We start from the raw sequence: 23,157 nt of genomic DNA, 5'->3' as shown, positions 1-23,157 counted from the left end.
TCTGCTGTCGGCTAACCGATCAGCAGCTTTTCAAACTCTTTTGCCGGTAACGGCGGACTTTTAAAGTATCCTTGGTACATCGTGCACCCTTTTTCGCGCAGAAAATCAATCTGCTCGATCCGCTCCGTCCCCTCAGCCAAAACTTGAAATCCCAGTGCCTGTCCCATCGCAATGATAGCCGTAACGATTGCCATATCGTCCGCCTCAAACGGAATATCGTCTACAAAACTTTTATCGATTTTGAGCACGTCGATCGGAAATCGCTTCAGATAAGAAAGCGAAGAATATCCCGTACCGAAATCATCAATCGCCAGCCGTATCCCTTGCGCTCTTAAACTGTGTAACATCGCAACGGTCTCCTCTTCGCGCTGCATTAGCGTACTTTCGGTCAGCTCGAGTTCGAGTCGGTTAGCAGGGTATCCGCTGTTCAAAAGGGTCTCTTCAACCAGCTTCGGGATATTTTGATGATGTACCTGATGTGCCGATACATTCACCGCCAACGTCAGACGATATCCTCCGTCAAGCCAAATTTTTCCCTGACGGCATGTTTCCCGAAGCACCCACAAACCAATCTCTCCGATCAACCCCGTCTCTTCGGCAATCGGGATAAACGCACTCGGAGGGATCATTCCCCGATCGGGATCGTTCCATCGGATCAACGCCTCGGCTCCGAGAATACGCCCCGTAGCAATATGAACCTGCGGCTGGTAATAGAGTTCGAACTCATTATTTATGATTGCCCGGCGCAACCGACTTTCGCTTTCGATCCGATGCCGGGCCGAATCGGTCAGTTCATCGGTGTAATAGCGATACGTACCTCTTCTTTCCGATTTCGCTTTGTATAAAGCGGCATCGGCATGCTGTAACAATACCGCCGCATCCTCCCCGTGCTCAGGAAACAAAACGATCCCGACACTGGCACCGACATGGATCGACTCTCCGCCCGAGAGCTGATATCCGCTCTGCAGCGCCGCGACCATCTCTTCGGCCAGCCGTCCGGCATCCTCCGGACGCGTAATATCCTCAATCACCGCCGCGAATTCGTCTCCGCCGAGACGGCCGATCAAATCTCCTTCCCGCAGACGCAGAGAAAATCGTTCCGCAACCATCAACAATAATTCGTCTCCCGCACCGTGTCCGTAACTGTCATTGATATCTTTAAATCGATCCAAATCAAAGATGAGCAGAGCCAGCCGCGTTTTATCCCGCTTGGCTTTATCGATCGCGTTTTTTAAATGCGATTGTAACAAAGAGCGGTTTGCCAGTCCTGTCAGCGGATCATAATTGGCCAGAGTTTCAAGCCGTTTTTCATTCTCTTTGCGCTCGGTAATATCACGGGATATGCCTAATAATCCGATTACATTCCCCTGATTGTCCTTCATGGCAACTTTGGTTGATTCAAATATCCCTTCATATTCATTATCAGCAAATACTAGATATTCTTCATTATTACGCGGGCGTCCCGAATCGATAGCCGCTTTATCATTCTCGCGAAAAAATTGTGCTAACTTTGGATCGACAAAATCAAAATCGCTTTTTCCTACTATTTGCGATTCCGCCGCACCGAAAAAACGTTCAAACGTTTTATTGCAAGCCAAATAGTTCCCTTCTAAATCTTTTGAAAAAATCAGATCGGGGATATTGTCCAACAACGTCCGCAAAAACGTACTTTGACGTTCCAACTGCTCTTGTTGAGACAATAGTTTCCGCTGTGCGGTTTTCTGCTCGCTGATATCGCGGTACACGGCAATCATATAGTGATGGTTCAAGATATCGGCAGAGATGACGTTCACCCATACATCGATCAGTTCTCCCGTTTTGGTACGGTGCTTCGTCTCAAAGCTGTCTTGACCGTCGAGAGCAATCGATTCGACCCGGCGGCGGGTCTCCGACGCCGACTCAATCGCATCATAATCGTTAATCGTTAATTGTGAGAACTCTTCGGGCGAATATCCAAGCTGTTCATATGCCGCCTTGTTAAATTCAACCGGCTTTGTCGAAGCCGAATCCAGTAACACGACCCCGTCAGGAAGTGATTCGAAAAGTTTTTGAAACTTCTGTACGCTCTTTTCGACAGCCGATTTTTCGTTCAAGAGCTCTTTTTTACGCTCTCCCATGTTGATGATCGCACTGTTCTTTTGATCGATCACCCGCATTAAAAAATCGAAATAAGCGCCGTGAATCGCATGCAATATATCGTGACGACTCAAGAGTCCGACGAGCATCCCCGTCTCATCTTCGACAATAAGCTGATGGATTCCGTGTTCTTCCATCAGGATCGCCGCTTTTTGAAGAGGCAGATTTTTTTGGATGATTTTAAAATCCCGATGCAGCACATCCGCCACCCTTTGATCGGCGGCATTACTTTCCTCGATATACCGATGAGCGATATCGCGCTCGGTAATCAGCCCTGCGGGTTCCCCGCCGTCCAAAACGACGGCATAGTCACATTTGCGCATTTGCATCAGTCTCGCGGCATCGCCTAAAAGAGTCTCCGTTTTGACAATGAGAGGAGAGTTGCCCATCGCGTCGGCAACAAGCTTCTGTCGGCTCAACTGTTCAAATCCGATATGACGGAGAAAATCTCCCTCGCTAACGACTCCCGTAAATTCACCTGCCGTATTGATGACGACAAGATGACGGTATCCTTTCTTCTCCATCGCCGCATAAGCATCGTGTAATTCAAAACTCTCTTGAACGCAAAAAGGTTCCGGAGTCATCACCTCGTTTAATAACGTTTGAGTATCGATTCTCTCCGCGACGACCCGTAACGCATCATGCTCCGTAAAAATACCGACAGGACGTTTTTCCCCATTCACGATAATAACCGAGCTGATGCCGTGCCGGGCCATCAGCTCCAACGCTTTGGCAACCGCCTCTTCGGCACGGAGCATAAAAGGCTCAGAGGAAAGGATCGATTTAAGCGTTATGGATTTCATTCGACTTCGCAAGCAACGGTGCGGTTTCGTCCCGCATTTTTTGCAGAGTACATAGCGCTGTCCGCACGCTCAATCGCACTGGCAAGGGTATCGTCGCTATAAACCTCGGTTATCCCGATACTGCAAGTAACACACCCCACTTCGTCAAACCGTTGCGCTTCCAAAAGGGAGCGGATTTTTTCACCTACTCCGAACGCCTCTTCGCAGCCTGCATTTCGTAACAAGAGTACAAATTCTTCTCCTCCCCAGCGGGCGAAAAGATCCGCTTCACGGACGGAAGAGGAGACGAGTGCCGAAAAATCTTTGAGTACGTAATCGCCGATATTATGTCCGTAGGTATCGTTTACCTGTTTAAAGCAATCCAAGTCGATCATCATCAGCGATAGCTTGCTTTGTTGACGCTTGGCAAAAGAGTGCTCTTTGCCGAAAAGTTCGGAAAACATATGGCGGTTATGGATTTCGGTGAGCGAATCTTTAGTAGCCAATTGCGTCAAGTGCTGGTTTTTTTGCTGAAGAATCTGCGTAATTTCTTCAAACTGACGGAAATGATCCTGCATCAGCTGCGACCATTTCAGATAGGTACGCGAAATCAGATCTTCCTGTGTCACAATCCCCAGAACATGCCCCTCATCGTCAGTCACAACGATCCGTTTGAAATTCCGGCTGCGAAGATACTCCAGCCCCTCGCCGATAGAAGCTTTATGCGTCATCGTCTCTACGGGAGAGGACATGACCTCACGTACCTTGATATGCGAAGGGTTCTCCTCGCCGATGAAACGGAGCATATCTTTTGAGGTAAATATTCCAAGCGGAGCATTCCCTTCTTGAATAATGACGCAATCGCTGATCGAATCTTTCATAAACTCCATCACTTCCGCCATCGAAGTGTCGGGAAGAAAGCTTTTGTATCCGTATTTTTTATCAAATATGGTTGCGATTTGAAGCGTATCGAGAATGACCTGAGGATCGACGCTGGCAACAATATCGCTGTTAGTCACCAGCCCGTATAAACTTCCATCGGGATTACAGACACAGATATGCTCGTCTTCGTTATTGGTCAAATTGAGCGCATTGATAATATTGCTCTCTTTGTCAATCAACGGCAAAGGGCGCAACGTCACCTGCGAGAGGGGAGTGGAAAAAGGGACTCCTTCCAGTTTCAAACGGATAATATCTTTCGTCGTAATAATATAATGGAGTGTTTTATTGACAACAACCACACTCCGGTGATTATGCGTATGCATTTTATTCAGGGCATCTTGGATCGTATGATGGATATCGACCGTAATGACATTGGTCGTTGCGATAAGCCCAAGGGTGGGGAAAAACATGAACCAGCCTCCTCGTTAGTTATTTTTATTATACCGTTTGCACTCTCAAAATAGATAAAAACCGTCAAAATAGCTTAAACTGTAAATAATAAAAAACGTAATATAATGCTTAAAATTACCAAAGGATGCCGCCTGTTCCTATGAGTTCCCGCACCGTATCCCTTTGTACCCTAATCGGTATTGTCCCCTTTCCATTGTTGACGCCTCCTCTTTTCATCCTCGTATGATTGAGTTTCTGGCTATCCCCTCGCTTGTCGTCGTATTGGCCGTATGGGTCATCTACTCCATCATACTTAACCGCCGTTTAACAGAGGCAAAAGCACGTTACTGGCAATTTTTTTCCGATGCCCCTTTGGCGTTAATCGTCGTTGACAAATACCACCGGATTATCGAATGGAACCAAACCGCGGAAATCATTTTCGGCTGGCAAAGCACCGAAGTGAAAGGAGAAAATATTGTCGAGCTGATTGTTCCGGTATTCGATCAGGCTCACGTCATATCGGTTCTTCAAAAAGCTGCCGACGAGGGGATCAGCTACTCCAAAAACTACAATATCACCGAGAGAGGAAGCGAAATATTCTGCGAATGGCGTAACCGCCGTCTGGAAGGGGGAAAAGGAGAGATCGTATGCATGGCGCAGGATATCACCGTCTCGCAAAAGACTCTTGATGAACTCAACAAACGTTCAAGTGCGCTTGAAGGTGCGGGAGACGCTATTTTTTATACCGACAGCAAAGGGTTGATCGAATTTGCCAACCGCAGTTTTTTCGCATTGGAACTCGATGATCAAAACGATATTTACGGAACCCATATCGGCCGATACCTCTTCCAGGAACGTTTAACGTTTAATACCCTGCTCTCTCAGTTCGATGCCAATAATACTTGGAGAGGAACGGTTCACAAACCCTCGCTCAACGGGGAGAAAATCCTCAGCGTCACTCTCACAGCGATTTATCATCGAAGCCGTCTGGTGAGCTACATCGCCAATCTCCACGATATTACTCAAATCGCCTCTCATGTCGATGCACTGACCCATCGCGTTTTACACGACCCGCTTACCGGTGCGCTAAATCGCAATGCGTTAGGTGATCGGCTCACGCATGCCATAACCCGTTCAAAACGTAGCGGACAAAAAGTCTCTCTTTTTTTCATCGACCTCAATGATTTTAAACTGATCAATGATAGATACGGTCATGAAGCGGGCGACCGGCTTCTGCGCGATATCACGAAAAATATCCAGGCATGCCTCCGTACCAGCGATACCGTCTGCCGCTACGGAGGGGATGAGTTTATCATCTTGATCGAGGAGATTCGAGGAGAAGAGCATTTACAAACGATATACGATACGATCAATGCCGCTATCAGTGAACCGATCCGCATCGATATTTCGACGATGATTCGGGCACAGGCGAGCATCGGGGTCGCACTCTATCCCGATCACGCATCGAATGCCGCGGAGTTGATCAAAGCGGCGGATATGGCAATGTATGCCGAAAAAAAAGAGAAAAAACTTAACGAACCGGGACCAATACTTTACGTTGACAGTCACAATCGCTGAAATAAACCCACTGTTCCCGATACATCGGTTGCGAAGCATACACGACCGGTCTTTGTACGGTCGATACGTAACGGATATTTTCCTGTCGCGGTTCGGACAGAACATATCCCAAAACGCCTCCGATTACCAAAGGAACGACCCAATTGCCGTTGCTTCTATGCTCATAACGTCCTTCATTGTGATGATGCGCAGGGGAATAATACCCCCGATCATGTCCGGGAGAAGCGTATGCCGAAGCCGATACGATCAAAGTAGCACCTAACACCGTGCTGATAGATTTAACTGTTTTCATAGGAGACTCCTATTGTTAAGATAGTCCCATCATGACATCCGAGTGTGGAGTGATCGTGAAGCGTATCGTAGTTTTTTCAGTTAAAATATCACCTCATACATAGGAGATACATATGCGTTTTATACAGATTTTGGCTTTATCGGGAGTCGCAGCCGCCCTCGCATGGGGGAACCCGCAATGTTATCTGCAAGGCTACGGCGATCTCGTCGCAAAAGCCGATAACACGTCCCTCACCCTCAAAGACGGAACCGTTTTCCCTTACCATACCGATAAACCGACGGCATCGTGGGATGATAAGATCAACAATGCCGATCTCTCCATCCAGCTCTCCCAGCCTTACGATGCGGGGGGATTTGAAACTCCTCCGCCCTATCTTTTCGATCCGGGACGTCTGCGTTATCAACCTTTTTTCCAGGCACTTTACGGCAAAAACAAAGCTGCGGTCGAAAAAAATCTGGTGATGATCCAATGGCCTACCCTCAAAGGCTCCGTCAAACTCCCCGTCACTAAAGTAGCAGGAGTCGATAAAAAGCTCTATGCCATCGGTCAGGAGATCGCAAAATTACCGAAAAAAGAGCGTATCTGGGCCGAAGGGGCGACCACCTATGCCTACCGCGTGATCAAAGACACCGACCGCCTCTCCATGCACAGCTTCGGGATCGCCATCGACCTGGCACCGACCAAAACCCAGTATTGGAAAGACGAAGCCCCGAGCGAAACGGCTCACATCGGTTATCGCAACACCATGCCGCTCTCCATCGTCCGGATCTTTGAGAAACACGGATTTATCTGGGGAGGACGATGGTATCACTACGATACGATGCATTTCGAATACCGTCCCGAACTCTTTGCTCCGGCCTGTCGTATGCAAGAGTGAGACCAAAAGGAGCGCTTTCTTGTGATCGTACCGTAACCATCCCCTTTTATACTTGCGCACTTTCTTGCAAGGTGCACATTCATGTCTCTGCCTCTCTCGGCTTCCGTTTTGTCCCGCTTATCGATTCGTCAAAAAATTACGCTGATCGTCGTCCTTACCCAGCTTTTTGCTATTGTTGCCATCACGATCGGTATTGCCGGAATGTTTTTATCCAACACCTCACTCAATACGATCCATACCCAAAGTCTCCAGCCGCTTCAGAATCTCCGTGCCTGTAAAAATGCGATCGACAAAGAGATTCTCAAAACGGCTACCGACCTCTCCGAAGGGGTAGGAGATTTTGAAAAAGCCGCCGTTTCGGTCCAAGCCGCTCATACACATTTTACCCAGCGTTGGAATGCCTATCTCAAAGGTTCCATGACGGCAAAAGAGCGTGCTTCTCTCCCCGATGCCAAAGAGACGTTGGATCGTGCGGAACGCTCCATCGTTTTGCTGGAAAAAACGATCGCCGATAAAGATATTATGGGAATCCACGATCTGGTTTCCAGCGATTTTCCCTACAGTCTCGCTCCTGCGGATGAGCAGATCGATACACTGATCGAGATGCAGATCTCTAATGCTCAAAATCTCTATGAAAATGCTCAAAAAGAATTTCGCCGAACCCTTATACTAATCGCGATCATCCTCCCTATCGGTATGCTGTGCGTCTATCTGATTCTGCGTCTGATTACCCGTGATCTGCTTAGCAAGATCGCCAATATCACCCAAAGTGCCCATCATCTCCGTTCCGGAGACCTGCTACACCGCATCGAAGCGCGGGGAAGCGATGAGCTCTCGATCGCAGCAAAAGATATGAACGATTCGATGGAAGAGTTGCAAAAAATGATGGGAGGGATGAAAAGCTCGTCGGATGAAAGTATCTCTTCCGCGTATGAACTCAATCGTGTATGCGGCGTGATCCGAAATCGTCTTGAAGCGAGTGCTACCGATATCTCCCAAACCCATACCCAGATTATGGCGCTTCAGGAAATCGTCCGTACCTCGACCGTAACCGCTCAACAGAGCGATACTCAAATCGCCGAGGCCTCGACCCATCTTTCCGATGCAAGTCAGCAAATTGTAGCGATGAACGATGATATCCAAAATGTTGCCCAAACCCAATTGTTTCTGTCTGATGATCTCAAGAACCTCACATCGCAGGCAAAAGAGGTCAAAGGGGTACTCGATATCATCGGCGACATTGCCGATCAAACCAACCTTCTCGCCCTCAATGCCGCCATTGAAGCGGCCCGTGCCGGCGAGCACGGACGAGGATTTGCCGTCGTTGCCGACGAAGTGCGCAAACTGGCGGAGCGGACACAGGAGAGTCTGTCTCAGATCAACCGTACGATCAACGCCATCGTCGATGCCATCGCCCAAACCAGCCAAAAAATGGATAAATCGGCAGATGCCATCCATATCGTCTCAAAAGACTCAGGATCGATTCAAACGATCATTCAGACTTCATCGTCGCTCATGAACATTGCGGCAGAAGGGATTCACCGTTCTACGCAGGGGATGGACGAACTTCGCGAGGGTATCCGTATGATCTCTACAAAAATTGATTCGATTAACGCGATAGCATCCTCCAATACGCAAAGTATCTCCGAAATCACCGACGTCGCTCACGGTTTGGATACCAACACGGTCGAACTAAACCAAAAACTCCAAAAGTTTAGAACTTAGGCTAAAAAGTCGATCACTTTTTCGGCAGGGCGGCCGATTACGGCGCGGTTTCCGTCGATCAGTATCGGCCGCTCGATCAATTTCGGGTGTTGCGCCAACGCATCGATCAGTTTCGCTTCGTCAGTCACTTTTGCAAGCCCCAGTTCTTTATATAAATCCTCTTTGGTACGCATCAGTTCACGCGCCGAAATCCCCAATTTTTGAAGCAGTGCAACGATCTCATCGCGAGAGGGAGGCGTATCGAGATATTTGAACACTTGGCTGTTCGTACCTTTTTCCTCTAATAATTTTAATGCTTCCCGTGATTTTGAACATTTCGGGTTATGCCAGATTATCATAGAATCTCTCCATTTGTTTTTGCTATTATACCCTTATGACATACACCCACTGGTTCCAGACCCACGCCGAAAAACACCGTCGAATCCTCAGCCGGCTCAGTGCACAAAATCTTTCACCCGATCAGATCGTCGCCTATTTCACCTTTGAAAACATGGTCGAAAAAGAGAAAGATTTTTGCCAGCTCTATACGACGAAGCGTAAATGCCACGATATTCCCAACTTAAACTGCTACTGGTGCGCCTGCCCCTATTTTCGTTTCAACGACAATGCTCAGACCGACACAGAGGGAATCGTAGTCTATAGCTACTGCGCGATCAATGCACCTGCAGGCAAACCGTTTCGGCATGAGAATAGTATCCATCATGACTGCTCGGACTGCACTATACCTCACGATCCGGACACCATCCTCAAAAAATTTTCGGTCGATTGGAATATGACGATGAAAGCATGTAATTTAACCTTCTGATTTTTTTAAAAAACCTTATTAATTCCTTAACACAAAATTAACACTATAAGTCCATAATCTTAGTCTCGGAAATTACCAGGAGGAGAAAAACGCAGCAGAAACCCCAAACACGATCCGTCTGCTCTATGAATTGCAGCTCTCAAGCAGACGGAAAAACGTATTGCATTGCAACGCCATAATTATAACGTTTTTTACGCTATTTCTCCGACGTTGTCGTGCATACAAACCTATTTAAATATTAGGAAACGTATGTTCGATACTCACTCTCGCAACAGATATGTTTCCTCTTTTAAATAGCAAAATATTTTAATTGCACAGGAGGATTTTTATGGATCTGTTAGGATTTTATCCCTTATTTTATGTTCCCCATTTCGGCTCGGCCTGGCTTATGGGTCTTACAGGAGCCATACATATTATGGCATCTCACACGTCGGTGGGTGCGGCACTTTTGTTTGCTTTTTTAGCGTACAAGGCGCAAAAAGAGAACCGGAGCGATTTGTATGATTATATGAAACGCTACGGCATGTTTTTGCTGATCTTTTCCTACGTTATCGGCTCCATCACGGGACCGGGTATCTGGTACACGGCGACAGCGGCCAGCCCCAGAGGCATCAGCGCCCTTATTCACAACTTTGTATGGGTATGGGCTACGGAATGGGTCTTTTTCGTTTACGAAGTGCTCGGAGTTTTTGCCCTCATCTATTTTATCGATAAGATTGACCGTAAAACCCATCTGAAGCTCACCTATACCTTTGCGATTGCCTCTGTCGGTACTCTCGCACTGATCATCGGGATCATCAGTTTTATGATGTGGCCGGGTACAGACGCCTATTACACGACAGGTTCTGCCAGCGACGCGTTTTTCGGTATCAATACCTTCCCTCATATGTTTTTACGGATCGGCTTTATGATTATGATGTCGGGGATTATCGGTATGATTATCTCCTCCGCCATGCGCAAAGAGAACAAAGCACTCTCAGAAGAATTGACCCAAAAGATGGGATGGGTCAGCTTGCTCGGCGGTTTTGTCACCGTCTTTTTCTTTATGTGGTATGTTAATACCCTCCCACTCAATGCCCTCACGCTGCTGGGAATGCAAAAAGATACGATCGTAATGAACCGTATCATTCTCGCCATCTTGTTCTCGATCTATTTCTCGATCGCGATTATCAAACCGCAATGGGTTACCCGAACGCTTGCCATCACGATGATGCTCGTCATTGGAATCGTAGGGGTATGGCCGGGTGAAAAACTCCGTGAAACGATGCGTAAACCGTGGGTAGCCGGACAATACGTCTACAGCGATCAAATCATCGGGCGAGACGTCCCCGGTAAAGGGATCAAAGATGAAACAGGACGATTGGCCGAAAAAGGGTTGTTAAAACTGGATCCTTGGATTCCGGATCGGCTGCGTACTATCACTCCCGAAAACAAACTTGAAGTGGGAAAATTGCTGACACGTATCGCCTGCTCAAATTGTCACTCACTCGAAAAAGACGGTCTCTACCGTCCGCTCATGCCATTAGCCGGTCCTATGGGTGAAGAGGGGATCAAAGACTACATGAAAAATGTCATCGGCACGGGCTCTGTCGCCTATATGCCAAAAATTTCTCTTCCGGATGAAGAGTACGATGCGATGGCCGCCTATATCGCCTCGCAAGCCAAATAAAGGAGAACGATTATGGATGCAACATTCATAAATGCAATGAAGGATGCCGCCGGGGTACCGTTTTACCCGGTAGTGTTCCAAGGACTGTATGTCCTAACATGGGCTCTGCACGCGGCTTTTGTATTATTGGCGCTGGGTTCTATGGGGCTTTCGATTTACGGAAGTACCCGACAAAAAAACGACCCGTATTGGAAAATACTGACACCGCATCTTATTATGACGGGGAAAATCAGCATATCGGTTCTCATCGTTTTAGGGGTTGCTCCGCTGCTGTTCACACAGGTCATCTATGATTCAGGCTGGTATGTGGCGAACACCCTCTCAGGAGCATGGGTCTTTATCTTTATATACGCGCTGATCATCGGATATACGATGTACTACTGGTATCAATATGCCAATAAAAAGGGTTCTTCGAGCAACACCCTTATCGGAATCGTCTCGTTTGCCATATTGGTATTTTGCGGTGTTTTGATGCACAACTTTGCCGTCGAAGCGATTTCACCGACCCAATGGATGGATTGGTATGCCCCGAACGGTGTTGTCGATAACTCCGGATGGAATATGCATCTCGATCCTCTTCGTCTTGGATTTATGGTGAGTTTGATGATCCCGGTAACAGGAATTTTTATGCAAAATTACAGCCGATTTTTGAGCACACGCCAAGATTTCGAGCCAAAATATCTGGAATTTGTTAAAAACTTGGGAACCAAAATGGCCGTCATCGGCTTGATCATCAGTGCTGCGTTGTTCGCCGTATGGATGCTAAGAGAGAACCTCCTTTTGCACCCGCTTTCACTGGCTACGGTCGCTTCGGTTGTCATCCTCCTCATGTTAGCAATGGGCAATAGAAACAGCTACCTTACGACAGGGGTGCTGGTCGTTGTTGCGCTGTTGATCTCAGGCGTCAGAGAGCTTATCCGATACAACATCATGACCGGTATCGGATACGATTTGTACGGCTATCACATGAATCTAGAGTGGGAAACCATCGCAATGTTCTTACTGACATTTGTCGTTCTCGGATTTACGGGAGTCGCCTTTATCCTGACCATGGCATGGAAAGTCGGCAAAACCGAAGGTGTCTATACTGCAACGGAGGGTTCCGCCGTATCCAAGCTCTCCAATGCTTCCTTGGCGATATTTGTCCTATGGATTGTTGTCTATTTTGGATGGGGGATGGTAGCTCTATTTAAAAATACGCTCTAACATCTTCTATCAAGAGAGTCCTTTTTGGACTTCTTGATGTTTTCACCCGAGAGTCTTACGTGCAAAAATCGACCTCCTTCACGATTCAAAACTCTTAAGGCTCTCGCGTGAAAATCTTTACCCTACCATTTCCCATCCAACGTCAAAAGAATCTGCGGACGAGAGTGCTCTTTATCGATTTGTGTCTGCGTAATCGCACCCGATGTATCATACAGATGAGAAGTTGTCTCTACAGTCGCACTCGCGATATTTTTCACATTAAACTGCAATTTAAACGTTTTATCGATCCGTTTACTCGCATAAAGATCGAGCGTCCCGTACCCTTTTTGCGACTCAGAGATGAGATATTCCTGCGGATCATCATATCCTCCGATATAACGGTACGCCGCACCGTAAGTTACTTTTATATCTTTCAGCGTGTGATCGAATCCCAGATTACAAAGAAAGTTGGAAGTTTGTTTAATAGGTCGTTTATTTCCACTCAGGGCATTCGTAAGTGTCGAATCTTGCAGTGTCACGTTTGCAAAGATCCCCAATCCGTCAACATAGTCTTTCAACGATTTTTTGATCTCCATTTCGGCACCGTATAGCGAACCTTTACCCGCATTCTCCGGTTTTTCGATATACCGTCCGCTTAGCGTATCGTATTGGACGATATTTTCGATTTTATTGTTGATATTGCGATAAAAACCGCCGATACTTACGATCCCCTTATCCTCAAAAAAATGCTCGTAACGGAGCTCGTAACTCAGCGCTTTCTCTTCGGTCAGATTCGGATTTCCGGTTACGTCTGGACGATGAATATCATTATAATCGAGAGTCATATTTGTGCTTGTTGATAGCTGGCTTAATCGCGGAAGTCTCACCGTTTGGGCGACACTGGCCCGGATATTATCTTTGCCGCTTAGGTGATTTAAAATATGAAGTGACCCGACAAAATAATCGGTATTGGAAGTCGCTCCGAAATCTCGTGATAGCGTTTCATATCGGATACCCGGCGTGATAACCGTCGTCTCGCCGAAATTGATCTCATCTTGTAGATACCACGAGACTTTATCCTCACGCATATGGACATTGTCACCCACACCCGTCGTATCGACACCGTTAACACTGCGGGTTACCTCATCACGCTGATTTGAGCGCTTAATCTCGATACCGGATTTCACAAAATGTTCATCCAAGATCAGAGAATATACCCCTTCCATTCCGTAAAAACGGCTAAAGGCATAATCGTCATCTTTTTTGATATTCGTAACGGGTGTTGATGCCGATACCGTTTTTCCGTCCTCTTCGTATTGATGTATTTTGAGTTTCCACTCTAAAAGTTGATCGCCTGAGAGATGATGTTCGCCGCTGAGTGCCGACCATAGCATTGTGCTCATGGAACGGTCTTCGCTTCGAAGTGCGGATGAGGCCGAAGGTGCGCCATCCAGAAACGTTTGCGAATCGATATCCTCCGCATCATGATTTCGTGTTAATGAGCCGTCGTACATATATTTATTTTTTGAAGAGGGGGTATAAATGATTTTACTTCGTACATTTAACGATTGATTATGCACTTCATCCTCTCGATTTTCGAGACTGTAGCCGGAACTGCTTTGTTTTAAGGCGTCATAATCGTCATTTTTACGTCGCTCCGATGCTGTAAAATTGACGAGATACGATACCTTGTCAACCTTCCCTTCTCGTTGGGCATACAACGACTCATTGAACAAATCACCGTAGGTTCCAAAAGAGAGTTTTGCACTTGTCAACCCTTCCGCTTTTGGTTTTTTGAGGATTATATTGACGATCCCACCCATCGATTCGGCGGTATGTTCTGCCGAACCGTTGGTCATCACCTCGATTTTTTCAATCATATCGGGAGAAATATTTTCCAAAGGGCTAGCACGATGGCTCGTACTGGTCGTCGTCTCCTCTCCGTCTATCATAACAACGGTATACCCTTTTCCCGGAGCACTTTTAGCTCCCTTGCCGTTTGGAATAGTGACTCCGTGGGTGCGTCTGAGAATTTCCAGTGCATTCGTATCGCCGTACTGCGTTAACTCTGCTCCGTTGATTATCCGTTTTGCGATGGAATTATCTCTCCGCTCATCGATAGCCGTATAATTTTCTTCAATCTGTATTTTATCGAGCGATACAACCTCTTGCGCGCACGCGGCCGAAATCATTACACTTGAAATGAGGATTATAGGGGTTAAAAGACGTTGTCTCACACTGCTTTCCTTATTCACACATAAATGCATCACACGCTAACACTGCCGCACCATACGACGTTGTGATTTGCGGATATTCAGGAACAAAGATCTTATGACCCAACTCATTTTCAATCGCACTGACCAAGCCATCATTGAGGGCAGGCCCGCCGTCGAAATAAATGTTCTCTTTTACCCCGACCCGCTTCACCAATTTCACAATCCTCTTGGCAATCGAGTAGTGAACTCCCGAGACGATATCTTCCACGCTGTGATTATTCCCCAGCAATCCGATAATCTCCGATTCGGCAAATACGGCGCACGTACTGCTGATCGAGAGAGGAGTCCCTACTGATTTGAAATGGTACGCACTCAGTTCATCCACCCCGATCTCCAAATTCATCGCGACGACATCGAGAAATTTTCCGGTTCCCGCCGCACATCGGTCGTTCATGGCAAAATTGACCACATTTCCCTCCGTATCGAGAGAAATCGCCTTGCTGTCTTGTCCCCCAATGTTAATGATCGTTTTGATCTTGCCATAACTTTTCGCGGCTTGTTGCGCCCCGATAGCGTTGGCGGTGATTTCACTCACATTTTCATCCGCTTCTTTGAACAGTTTTCGCCCGTATCCGGTCGCTACCGTATAGACAACCTCGCTCTCATCGATTCCCAGCTCACGCAACAACTCCCCGAGAGCTTCTTGAGCGTATTTGTAAAACATACTCCCGCTTGCACTGATCTTATGCCCGACCAGATTTTTATTCTCATCCGCCACACTGATCTTAATCGCGGTAGAGCCGATGTCAATCCCTACAAAATATCTCATTTTTTCATTCTCTTTCGATTTTTTAATGACTCAACGAATGCCTCAACCCGCGTCGTAAGCTGCCCGTGCTGTGAAGGGCTGTAATCGCTCTCGATATAAAGGATCGGAATCCCTTCGCGCTCCATAGCTGCGAGAACGCTGCGCTGTTCCATCTCATACACCTGACACCCCGCAAACGACTGATAGATCACCCCATCCCCACTGTAACTGCGTACCAGTTGGATAATCCGTCGGATTCGATCATCGTTTTGAGTGAATATCGGACAGGTACACGCTTTAAGATATTTGTCCGAAACCGAATCGATCATGTCGTAGAGGTTCCACTCATCCACCGCCACCATGTCGTTAAACATACGGTTCGAACTGCACGTCTCATCGGCGACGATGACCGCATCGCTCTGCTCGATAATCAGGGGGATTTTGTAGTTGGGGAAAATAGGAGGTGACCCCGTATAAACGATGCGCGGACTCGCTTTACCTGCCACATTTACACCTTCGTTTACTCGCTGTTCCAACTCTGCAACCAGTTTTTCAACCGCGCCGATCCACCCATCTATCCGATCAAAGAAAAAAGCATTTGTGACCAAAAACATATCGACACCCAAAATCGGAACCGCTTTGTTTTTCCGAAATTCGGTGAGCTTGTGGTAGAGTGACTGCGCGTAGCCGATCTTTTTAATCGCACTCTCCAGATTGGATCGGGTCAGTTTTTTCCCCTGAAATTTGGAGAGTTTCACCGCGAAACTTTTGACGCTCTCGCGCCAGTAATGACGGCTCTCTTCACTCTCTTTGGTACGGGGAAAGCCGACATCGATGACGGTATGACCAAAACTCTCGATGATGGCTCCCGCTTTGGTTTTTTGATCGCACGTCGTCGGAGAAAAGGTGATATCAGGCTTGTCAGAGAAATTATCCGAAGCAAACCATCCCACCGTCGCCTTGACCAACGGACACGATTTTTGGGGTAACAGATCACTGCCGATCTCATCATCGGTATAAAACCCGTTGCATAGCCGGATCGGCACACCATCCAGCGCGTAGATGATCTCGGAGGGTATTTGGATACACATCGTCCCGATTTTCGATTTCCCCTCATGCAGCGGTTCATGTCGGCAATAGACCGTTTCAAATAGATCGTAAAAATAACCCATGCTTTGGATCGGAAATTTAAAATCCTCTTTGAGGGCATTAATGACATTTATCGCTTCCATCGCCTTGTGACGGTTCTGTCGCTGATGCGGTGTTTCAATCGCGTGTTCAGTGTGCATGTGACTCCTTATGCTGATCCATCGCCATTCGAAGAACAAATCCCTCTTTGGTCGATTCGAAAATAGTAGCTCCCATAAAATTAGCTTCCAAACACCCCTCTTCGGGACAGGCGGCGACGCATTTGAGACACAACGTGCAATCCTCCGTAACCATATTTTTCGTCGTCACGTCGTCAGCGATTTCAAGGATGTCCATGTCACATGCATGGTAACAATCGCCGCATTTTGTACATTTTGAACCGTCTTTATAGAGTTTGAGCAATGCGGGCTTCGAAAAAATATACTGCAAGGCCGCCATCGGACAAAAATAACAAAAAAACCGCTTTTTTACGAATGATCCGACCAAAAACAGCCCCGTCATAATCATCCCCAGTACCGCCATCACCAGATCGGTTTTCGTCGAAAAGTCGATGTAAAACTGGTTAAAATCTCCCGTAAAGGCCGGAATCATCATCCGTCCGGGGCAAATATCGCAAAACGGCATAGCAAGACCGCTTGGCAATTTCGGCGCTCCAAACACCGAGTTGGCGACCATCACCGGTAGCAAAAGCATCAAAAAGAGCAAAATATATTTGATGCTCTTGATTTTTTTGCGGTTTGCCCACGAGTATTCGCTAAAACGGATTTTGCTTTTTTCGCGCAGCATCGTGAGCCAGTCTTGCATCGTCCCCAGAGGACAGACAAAGCCGCACCATCCTTTGTTCAGTACCCAAAACCAAACGATAAACATCCCCAATGAGATCAAAAACGCGTATCCGGCATATCCCGCCATCATCTCGAACGTATGACGCAAATCGTGCTGAAGTTCGCCGACGTAACATTTTCCCCCGGATGCATCGGAGCTAAAGACACACGCAAACGTCGGGAGCTTATCTCCCAGATCGATTCCGGCCCATCCGCCGTAAACGATGAGGGCAAACGCCGCAATCTGAAACCAAAACCGAAACCGCACGAGGTTCATATTATTGACACTGCGGCGGAGACCAAACTTATTCTTCGTCAAAATAGATCTCCTTGGGCGTTTTACGCTTGCGTCGGCGGTTATAATAGAGTCCTAACGAGAACACCAGCATCACTCCGATCACGGTCGCAAACGCCAGAGATTTGGATTCGTATTCGAGCGGCGGATTCCCGAATGAAAGCGGTATCGTCATCGTATAGTGCACTTTACTATACGCATTCCCCTCGAATACTCCCGATTCGTTGGTATCGTACGAAGCACTGACCAACAGCTTTTCGGAGCGTTTCTTATCCCCTTTGTCCGGTGCGTACGTGCTTCGCGGAATCTCGAACGACACCGTCCCATCATCGGAGGGCTCAATGACGTTTGTCCATCCGCTCTCCATCTCGACACTCAACGGCACATCATGGAGCAATTCCCCTTTATAATAGACTTTAAACGGAGCGATATCCCCCGCATAGAGACAACAGTTGATATGATGGCGATGGATCGATTTTTCCATAATCAACTGAAACGGCAACTGCGGCAACGGTTCACTCAGATAGCGGGAATCGGAGGTTTTACCACGCACTTCTTTCGTCCATGCGCATGAGAGGTTCCCCTCTTTGTTGTAGATGCGGTGCGAAGAGAGCTCTACGTTCAACGTCCCATCTTGGACAGAACGTCGCTCGACAAAAAGATAATAGTTTCCTTTGTATTGAGGAATGAACGTGATTTTTGATCCGGAGAGATTGTGTTCTTCAATTTTTCCGTCCATATCACGAATATACAAAATCGAACCGCTCAAATCTTTTAGTTTTTCGTTTTTATGAAGACTCCCTGATTTAAAAGAGAATTCTTTTTGAGGAGATAAATCTGACTTCACCTCGCAACACTTTTTCTTTTTTGCTTCATCGAGCCATAGTGATTCGTTTGCACTAAGCAATGAACATGTGAGCACCAATTCTAAAACAATTGCTATGATTAAACCAAACGACTTCATCATCTCTTACCGTTAAAATTTGAACGTAAGTTCGCCGTATACTGTCCGTCCCGGAGTCAGAGAGGATTGGTAAAACTCTTTGTCAAAAATGTTATTCACTGCAATGGAAGCGTTTATCCATTTTTGTATTTGAAACCCGATTTTTGCATCAACAGTAAAATACGATTCATAACCGCCGTATGTCGATTTATAGATATCAGAGTTATCATCTTTGGTCGTGATATCATCTACATAACAACCGATCAACGATCCGCTCCACCCTCCTTGCTCTCCGCTCATTCCGACGTTAAACTGGCGCATAGGAACATACGTCATCCGTTTGCCAACAATCTCAGGTTTATTAATATTTTCCGTGATTTCGGTATGGTTGTAGGTGAAGTTTGCAAACGCATTTAACCCATCGGTGACCTCTTGCTGTACCTCTAATTCTATCCCCTTGATTTCTGCTTTTCCGGCATTTCGTTTTTCATTGAGCGTTGCACTGATGTCTGTCGTATACATCAAATCTTTCAAATAGTTTTCGTAATAGGTCGTTTTAAAATGGGTTTTTGTATCAAAGATGTGTTCAAACCCGATTTCCCATGATGTCAACGTTTCGGGTTTCAGATCAGGACTGGAGCTGTAAAGTTTGCTCCCCGAGTAAAACGATGAGTACAAATCGCTTAAAGAAGGGGCTCTAAAGGCTTGGCCTGCAGAGGTTCGTAATGTCGTATGTGCATTAGGCATATAGACCAATGAAGCTTTTGGACTAAAATGTGAATCACGTCGTTCCTCGTAGTTTGTCAAGGTCGATTTAGTATAGTCGATATAGCTCCCTGAAGTCACCCAACTATCATATCGTCCGCCTATATATGCTACGAGATTATCGGTAATATCAATCGTATCCTGTATAAACAATGCTTTAGTCGTATTTTTACCGTTTGACTCGCTATTAAGAGTTGTACGCGTCGAATCATCCGTCCAATTAGGAAGAACATTCACTTTTTTCGCTAGCTCATTATGGTTTAAATCGACACCCATCACAATATAATTGATATTGCCGAGAGGAAAACTCAGCTGCAGTGAACCGAATCTTGTTGTATTCGGAATATCGGTATACGTTCCTGCTCCACCGCTTGATACCGCACCTGTCGACTGAGAGATATACCAATACCCGTAATCGGTATAATGCGTATTGAGCTTGACTTTTACATCATCGAAAATTTTGCTCTCATATGAAAGAGTATAGCGGTTGGTCTCTTCTCCGGTAGGACCGAATAAAAAGTCTTTTTCAGCAAGTGTCGCTTTTGAAGTAGCGTCCAACTGCACTGACCCTGATACAACAGGGTTTCCTGCTCCATCGCTCAGATAGGTATTAAGATGATCATATTTCGTCGCATGCTTATGATGTGAAAATCCGGCTGACATTTTATTATCATTATTAAAACTGTAATGAAGTTTGATGCCGACATCATCTTCCCACCATCCTTTAGTTCCTTTATCGCCTACAATATAAACTGTTTTTCCTGTGCTATCTGTCGATTGCCGAGCACCACTCACTATCGTTCCGCCCGTTCCGGTTGTAGGTGTTTTTACCACAAGATCGTTGATATACCCATCACTGGTTTTCTTACCGAAATTGATATTTATCCCTAACTTATCCGTGATTTTATCTCTGTAAGATGCAATAAAATTTTTATAATTATCACTTCCATATCCCGTTTTAATCACTACTTCGCGTTTGGTCGGCTCTTTTGTAATTACGTTAATAACACCACTCATTGCATTTCCACCATACAGCGATGAAAATGGTCCTTTGACCACCTCTACCCGTTCAATATCTTCGACCGGGATATTCGACCAGTTAACTCCTGCTGAAAACGCGTTATTCATCACAACATCATCCACTAACACGGCCGTACGATAGTACATCGGAACTCCCCGAAGTGTCACCGAGTTGCTCCAACTGTTTGGCGTGTGATCTGCATCTGCCCTTAAATAGACTCCTGCTACATCTTTAATCGCTTCATCAGCTCTTTGAACCGATTTTTCTTCTATCTTCTTTGCTGTTACTATCTCTACACTCGCTGGAGATTCCAATGTACTTTGCGCTGTTTTGGTTGCCGTTATTGACACACTCCCTAAATCAGCCTCTTCCGTAGCATAAGCACTGCTACAAAACAATACAGCCGCCATAGATATCTTAATATTAAACATTAATATCCTTGCATTAAAAAATTAAAAGGATTATTTCAAAGAAGTGTTACATTAGTGTTAACTTAAACTAATGAATTAACACTAATGTAACACTTTTTCTCCATAATCGCACTTTTTAATCCTAAATCCAAGGAATTGCGATGGCAAATAACCGCAGGCTCTCTCAAAGTCTCATCTTATCTACTCTGTTAAGCGCTTCATGTTTCGCAACGGAAAACCTCGGTATTATCGGTATCGACTCAACGACGATCGACGATCGGTTTCATTCGGGCCAGACCGAAGTATCGTCCACGGCATCCATCTCAGGAGAAACCGTAGACGAAGCCCATATCGAAAACCTCCAGCAGGTCCTCCAAGCGATCCCCGGAATCACGACAGAGATTAAAACGGGCGATACGCTGAAAATTCATATCCGCGGGGTAGAAAATCAGCGTTATATGGGAGAAAAACCGGGTGTGGCAGTCGTCATCGACGGTGTTCCGGTATTCGAGCGGACCGGAGCGGTCAACATCGATCTCGATAATATCGCCTCGATCAAGGTGATCAAAGGGGGAGCATCGTATCTGTTCGGTGACGATGCCCTCGCGGGCGCCGTCATCATCACAACAAAAAAAGGGGCGATCAACCGCTCGAGTGTAGCCTCAGAGTTCGGAAGTTTCGGCTACCGAAAACTTTTAGCAGAGACCTCTTTTGCGAAAGACTCTTTTAACGGACGACTTCAAATCAGCGAACGTAAAAGTGACGGATACTGGAAAGACTCAGATTATCTTGCACGCTATGCGAACGGTAAACTCCAATATTACATCGACGACACCAGCGATCTGACCTTCGGTATCGAAGCATCTCACCGCGAAAAAGATTCCCACGGAACCGTGGAAGGGATCACTCAAGCGATCAACGATCCAACCAGTCAGGAGGGACGCGACTATACCCGTATGTATGACGTCGATTTGCTCAAACTCTTTTTGACCTACAGTAAAGATTTCGGCAACAACTCCAATCTCCTCGTTAATATCTATCACTACGGAGACAATACCGAGTTCGTCAGCTCACCCCAAAAATACAGCTCTACCGGAGCGGTAGTAACGGCTGATGATGCCTATACGACCGGCAACGATTACCATCAGGTTCAACGCGGTCTAAAAAGCGAATACCGAAGTTCAGGGGAAAACTTCGCTTACCTATTCGGTGCGGACGTCCGAAACAATGTATATGAAAACAAAACCGCGTATCTCGTCGATTTTAAAACCAGTGCTTTTTCTCCGACAGTCTATACCGCCGGAACTCCGACGGGAGACAACAAAACCACCGAAGAGGTTTACGCTCCTTATCTTGAAGTCAAAGTCCCCCTTACCGACGCGACGACCTTGACACTTAACGGACGTTACGACAATATCCAGCTCGATTATGACGACCGTCTTAATGCCCTCTCGCTGCAAAAAGATTTCAACGTCTATTCGCACCGTATCGGTCTGACTCACAATCTCAACGATTCGACGACCCTGTTTGTCAGCCGATCCACCGGTTTTCGCGCCCCGTCGATCGATCAGCTGTTCAACGGAACCATCAGCCTCGATTCCAAAGTGCTTAACAATCCTGATCTCAAACCCGAACAGGCGGTCAATTACGATCTAGGGGCTCGCGGTAATTTTTCGGCATTCAATAACACGTTCGCCTACGAAACGACCCTCTTTTTACTGGATCGCAAAAACTATATCATGTCCTCTATCGGTCAATATACCGCGGCAACCGCCACCAATCCCCAAAAATATGAAAATATCGGAGGCATGCGCAGCCGAGGGTTGGAGCTATCTTTGCAAAGCGATGCGAAAAAAACCTTCTCCTTCGATCTGGCCTATACGTATCTGGATGCCTATTTCACCCAATACGATAATTTCTATTTAGGATTGGGAAGTCCGTATCTTCCTTCATACACACAGGTTCACTACGATCTCAAAGGAAATACGGTTCCCAGAACGTCACGCCATACGCTCAATCTGACCGGGAACTACAATCTCTCTGCCAGTACCGTTTTATCGGCGGAAGTAACGGCAAAATCCAGCTATTACGCCGATGAACTCAATCAGCTCAAAATGCCCGGATATGAAGTCTTCAACCTCTTGGCCCGCCATAGCGAAAAATACAAAGGCTATACCTTCGATTTTTTTGCCCGCATCGACAACGTATTTGATAAATTCTATTTCAATACGGCGCGCAGCAGCGGAGACCGCGACTACAACTTCGTCTATAACAAAGAAGATCTCACCCTTACCGTCAATCCGGGCCGTGTCTATACGGCAGGGCTGTCGGTCAAATTTTAAGGA

Annotated in this window: 17 protein-coding genes; 7 read left to right on the top strand and 10 right to left on the bottom strand. The window is 46.5% G+C overall.

The annotated features are described in order from the left end of the window. Nucleotides 1-11 precede the first annotated feature (11 nt). Together Q0389_RS06090 and Q0389_RS06085 are read right to left on the bottom strand one after the other, a co-directional pair. Entirely contained in the window at nt 12-2,939 is a 2,928-nt protein-coding gene (locus tag Q0389_RS06090) for an EAL domain-containing protein (protein WP_298692744.1), read from the bottom strand. Beyond that, the gene (locus Q0389_RS06085) at nt 2,936-4,270 is read right to left on the bottom strand and encodes a diguanylate cyclase (RefSeq protein ID WP_298692742.1); all 1,335 of its coding nucleotides are present in this window, start codon (nt 4,268-4,270) and stop codon (nt 2,936-2,938) included. Before Q0389_RS06085 ends, Q0389_RS06090 begins: the two co-directional genes overlap by 4 nt. Before the next feature lie 223 nt (nt 4,271-4,493). On the opposite strand from Q0389_RS06085, the gene Q0389_RS06080 reads away from it, so the two are divergent. Then, nucleotides 4,494-5,828, top strand: coding sequence for a bifunctional diguanylate cyclase/phosphodiesterase (locus tag Q0389_RS06080; protein WP_298692740.1), 1,335 nt, complete (start codon nt 4,494-4,496; stop codon nt 5,826-5,828). Here Q0389_RS06080 and Q0389_RS06075 read toward each other — a convergent pair. Then, complete coding sequence (locus Q0389_RS06075; RefSeq protein WP_298692737.1) at nt 5,782-6,120, bottom strand: hypothetical protein; 339 nt, start codon at nt 6,118-6,120, stop codon at nt 5,782-5,784. The genes Q0389_RS06080 and Q0389_RS06075 overlap by 47 nt on opposite strands. Before the next feature lie 112 nt (nt 6,121-6,232). Between Q0389_RS06075 and Q0389_RS06070 the strand changes: the two genes are divergently transcribed. Together Q0389_RS06070 and Q0389_RS06065 are read left to right on the top strand one after the other, a co-directional pair. Next, nucleotides 6,233-6,997, top strand: coding sequence for a M15 family metallopeptidase (locus tag Q0389_RS06070; protein WP_298692734.1), 765 nt, complete (start codon nt 6,233-6,235; stop codon nt 6,995-6,997). An 81-nt stretch (nt 6,998-7,078) separates the two neighbouring features. Beyond that, the gene (locus Q0389_RS06065; protein WP_298692732.1) at nt 7,079-8,722 is read left to right on the top strand and encodes a methyl-accepting chemotaxis protein; all 1,644 of its coding nucleotides are present in this window, start codon (nt 7,079-7,081) and stop codon (nt 8,720-8,722) included. On the opposite strand, the gene arsC is transcribed toward Q0389_RS06065, so the two are convergent. Further along, nucleotides 8,719-9,060: an arsenate reductase (glutaredoxin) gene (gene arsC / locus Q0389_RS06060; RefSeq protein WP_298692729.1), complete on the bottom strand. Its 342-nt coding sequence runs from the start codon at nt 9,058-9,060 to the stop codon at nt 8,719-8,721. The two genes, Q0389_RS06065 and arsC, sit on opposite strands and share 4 nt — an antisense overlap. 35 nt (nt 9,061-9,095) lie before the next feature. Between arsC and Q0389_RS06055 the strand changes: the two genes are divergently transcribed. The 3 genes from Q0389_RS06055 (at nt 9,096) to Q0389_RS06045 (ending at nt 12,402) form a co-directional block, all read left to right on the top strand. Then, complete coding sequence (locus tag Q0389_RS06055) at nt 9,096-9,527, top strand: hypothetical protein (protein WP_298692727.1); 432 nt, start codon at nt 9,096-9,098, stop codon at nt 9,525-9,527. Between the two features lie 415 nt (nt 9,528-9,942). Continuing rightward, nucleotides 9,943-11,196: a cytochrome c gene (locus Q0389_RS06050; RefSeq protein ID WP_298692725.1), complete on the top strand. Its 1,254-nt coding sequence runs from the start codon at nt 9,943-9,945 to the stop codon at nt 11,194-11,196. Nucleotides 11,197-11,208: 12 nt separating this feature from the next. Next, nucleotides 11,209-12,402 carry a hypothetical protein gene (locus tag Q0389_RS06045; RefSeq protein ID WP_298692724.1) on the top strand — a complete coding sequence of 398 codons (1,194 nt, stop codon included), beginning with the start codon at nt 11,209-11,211 and terminating at the stop codon, nt 12,400-12,402. 122 nt (nt 12,403-12,524) lie between these two features. Here the strand turns inward: Q0389_RS06045 and Q0389_RS06040 are convergent, their stop codons facing one another. From Q0389_RS06040 to Q0389_RS06015, 6 genes are all read right to left on the bottom strand, one after another. Further along, nucleotides 12,525-14,618, bottom strand: coding sequence for a TonB-dependent siderophore receptor (locus Q0389_RS06040; RefSeq protein ID WP_298692722.1), 2,094 nt, complete (start codon nt 14,616-14,618; stop codon nt 12,525-12,527). Between the two features lie 10 nt (nt 14,619-14,628). Beyond that, nucleotides 14,629-15,426: an acyl-CoA dehydratase activase gene (locus tag Q0389_RS06035; protein WP_298692719.1), complete on the bottom strand. Its 798-nt coding sequence runs from the start codon at nt 15,424-15,426 to the stop codon at nt 14,629-14,631. After that, nucleotides 15,423-16,694 (bottom strand): 2-hydroxyacyl-CoA dehydratase subunit D, encoded by a 1,272-nt coding sequence (locus Q0389_RS06030; RefSeq protein WP_298692717.1) that lies wholly within the window; start codon nt 16,692-16,694, stop codon nt 15,423-15,425. Before Q0389_RS06030 ends, Q0389_RS06035 begins: the two co-directional genes overlap by 4 nt. Then, nucleotides 16,684-17,697, bottom strand: a complete 1,014-nt coding sequence (locus Q0389_RS06025; RefSeq protein ID WP_298692715.1) for a 4Fe-4S binding protein — start codon at nt 17,695-17,697, stop codon at nt 16,684-16,686. Before Q0389_RS06025 ends, Q0389_RS06030 begins: the two co-directional genes overlap by 11 nt. Then, nucleotides 17,684-18,520 (bottom strand): hypothetical protein, encoded by an 837-nt coding sequence (locus Q0389_RS06020; protein WP_298692713.1) that lies wholly within the window; start codon nt 18,518-18,520, stop codon nt 17,684-17,686. Before Q0389_RS06020 ends, Q0389_RS06025 begins: the two co-directional genes overlap by 14 nt. Before the next feature lie 129 nt (nt 18,521-18,649). Then, a complete protein-coding gene (locus tag Q0389_RS06015) occupies nt 18,650-20,833 on the bottom strand; it encodes a TonB-dependent receptor (protein ID WP_298692710.1) in 2,184 nt (727 codons plus the stop codon). Nucleotides 20,834-20,973: 140 nt separating this feature from the next. Here Q0389_RS06015 and Q0389_RS06010 point away from each other — a divergent pair, with 140 nt between their 5' ends. After that, nucleotides 20,974-23,154 (top strand): TonB-dependent receptor, encoded by a 2,181-nt coding sequence (locus Q0389_RS06010; protein ID WP_298692708.1) that lies wholly within the window; start codon nt 20,974-20,976, stop codon nt 23,152-23,154. The last annotated feature ends 3 nt before the right edge of the window (nt 23,155-23,157 follow it).

Origin of the sequence: uncultured Sulfuricurvum sp., assembly GCF_937936435.1 — a bacterium.
GTDB lineage: Bacteria > Campylobacterota > Campylobacteria > Campylobacterales > Sulfurimonadaceae > Sulfuricurvum.
The sequence above is the reverse complement of the archived record's forward strand: the minus strand, read 5'-3'. Positions and strand labels throughout refer to the sequence as shown.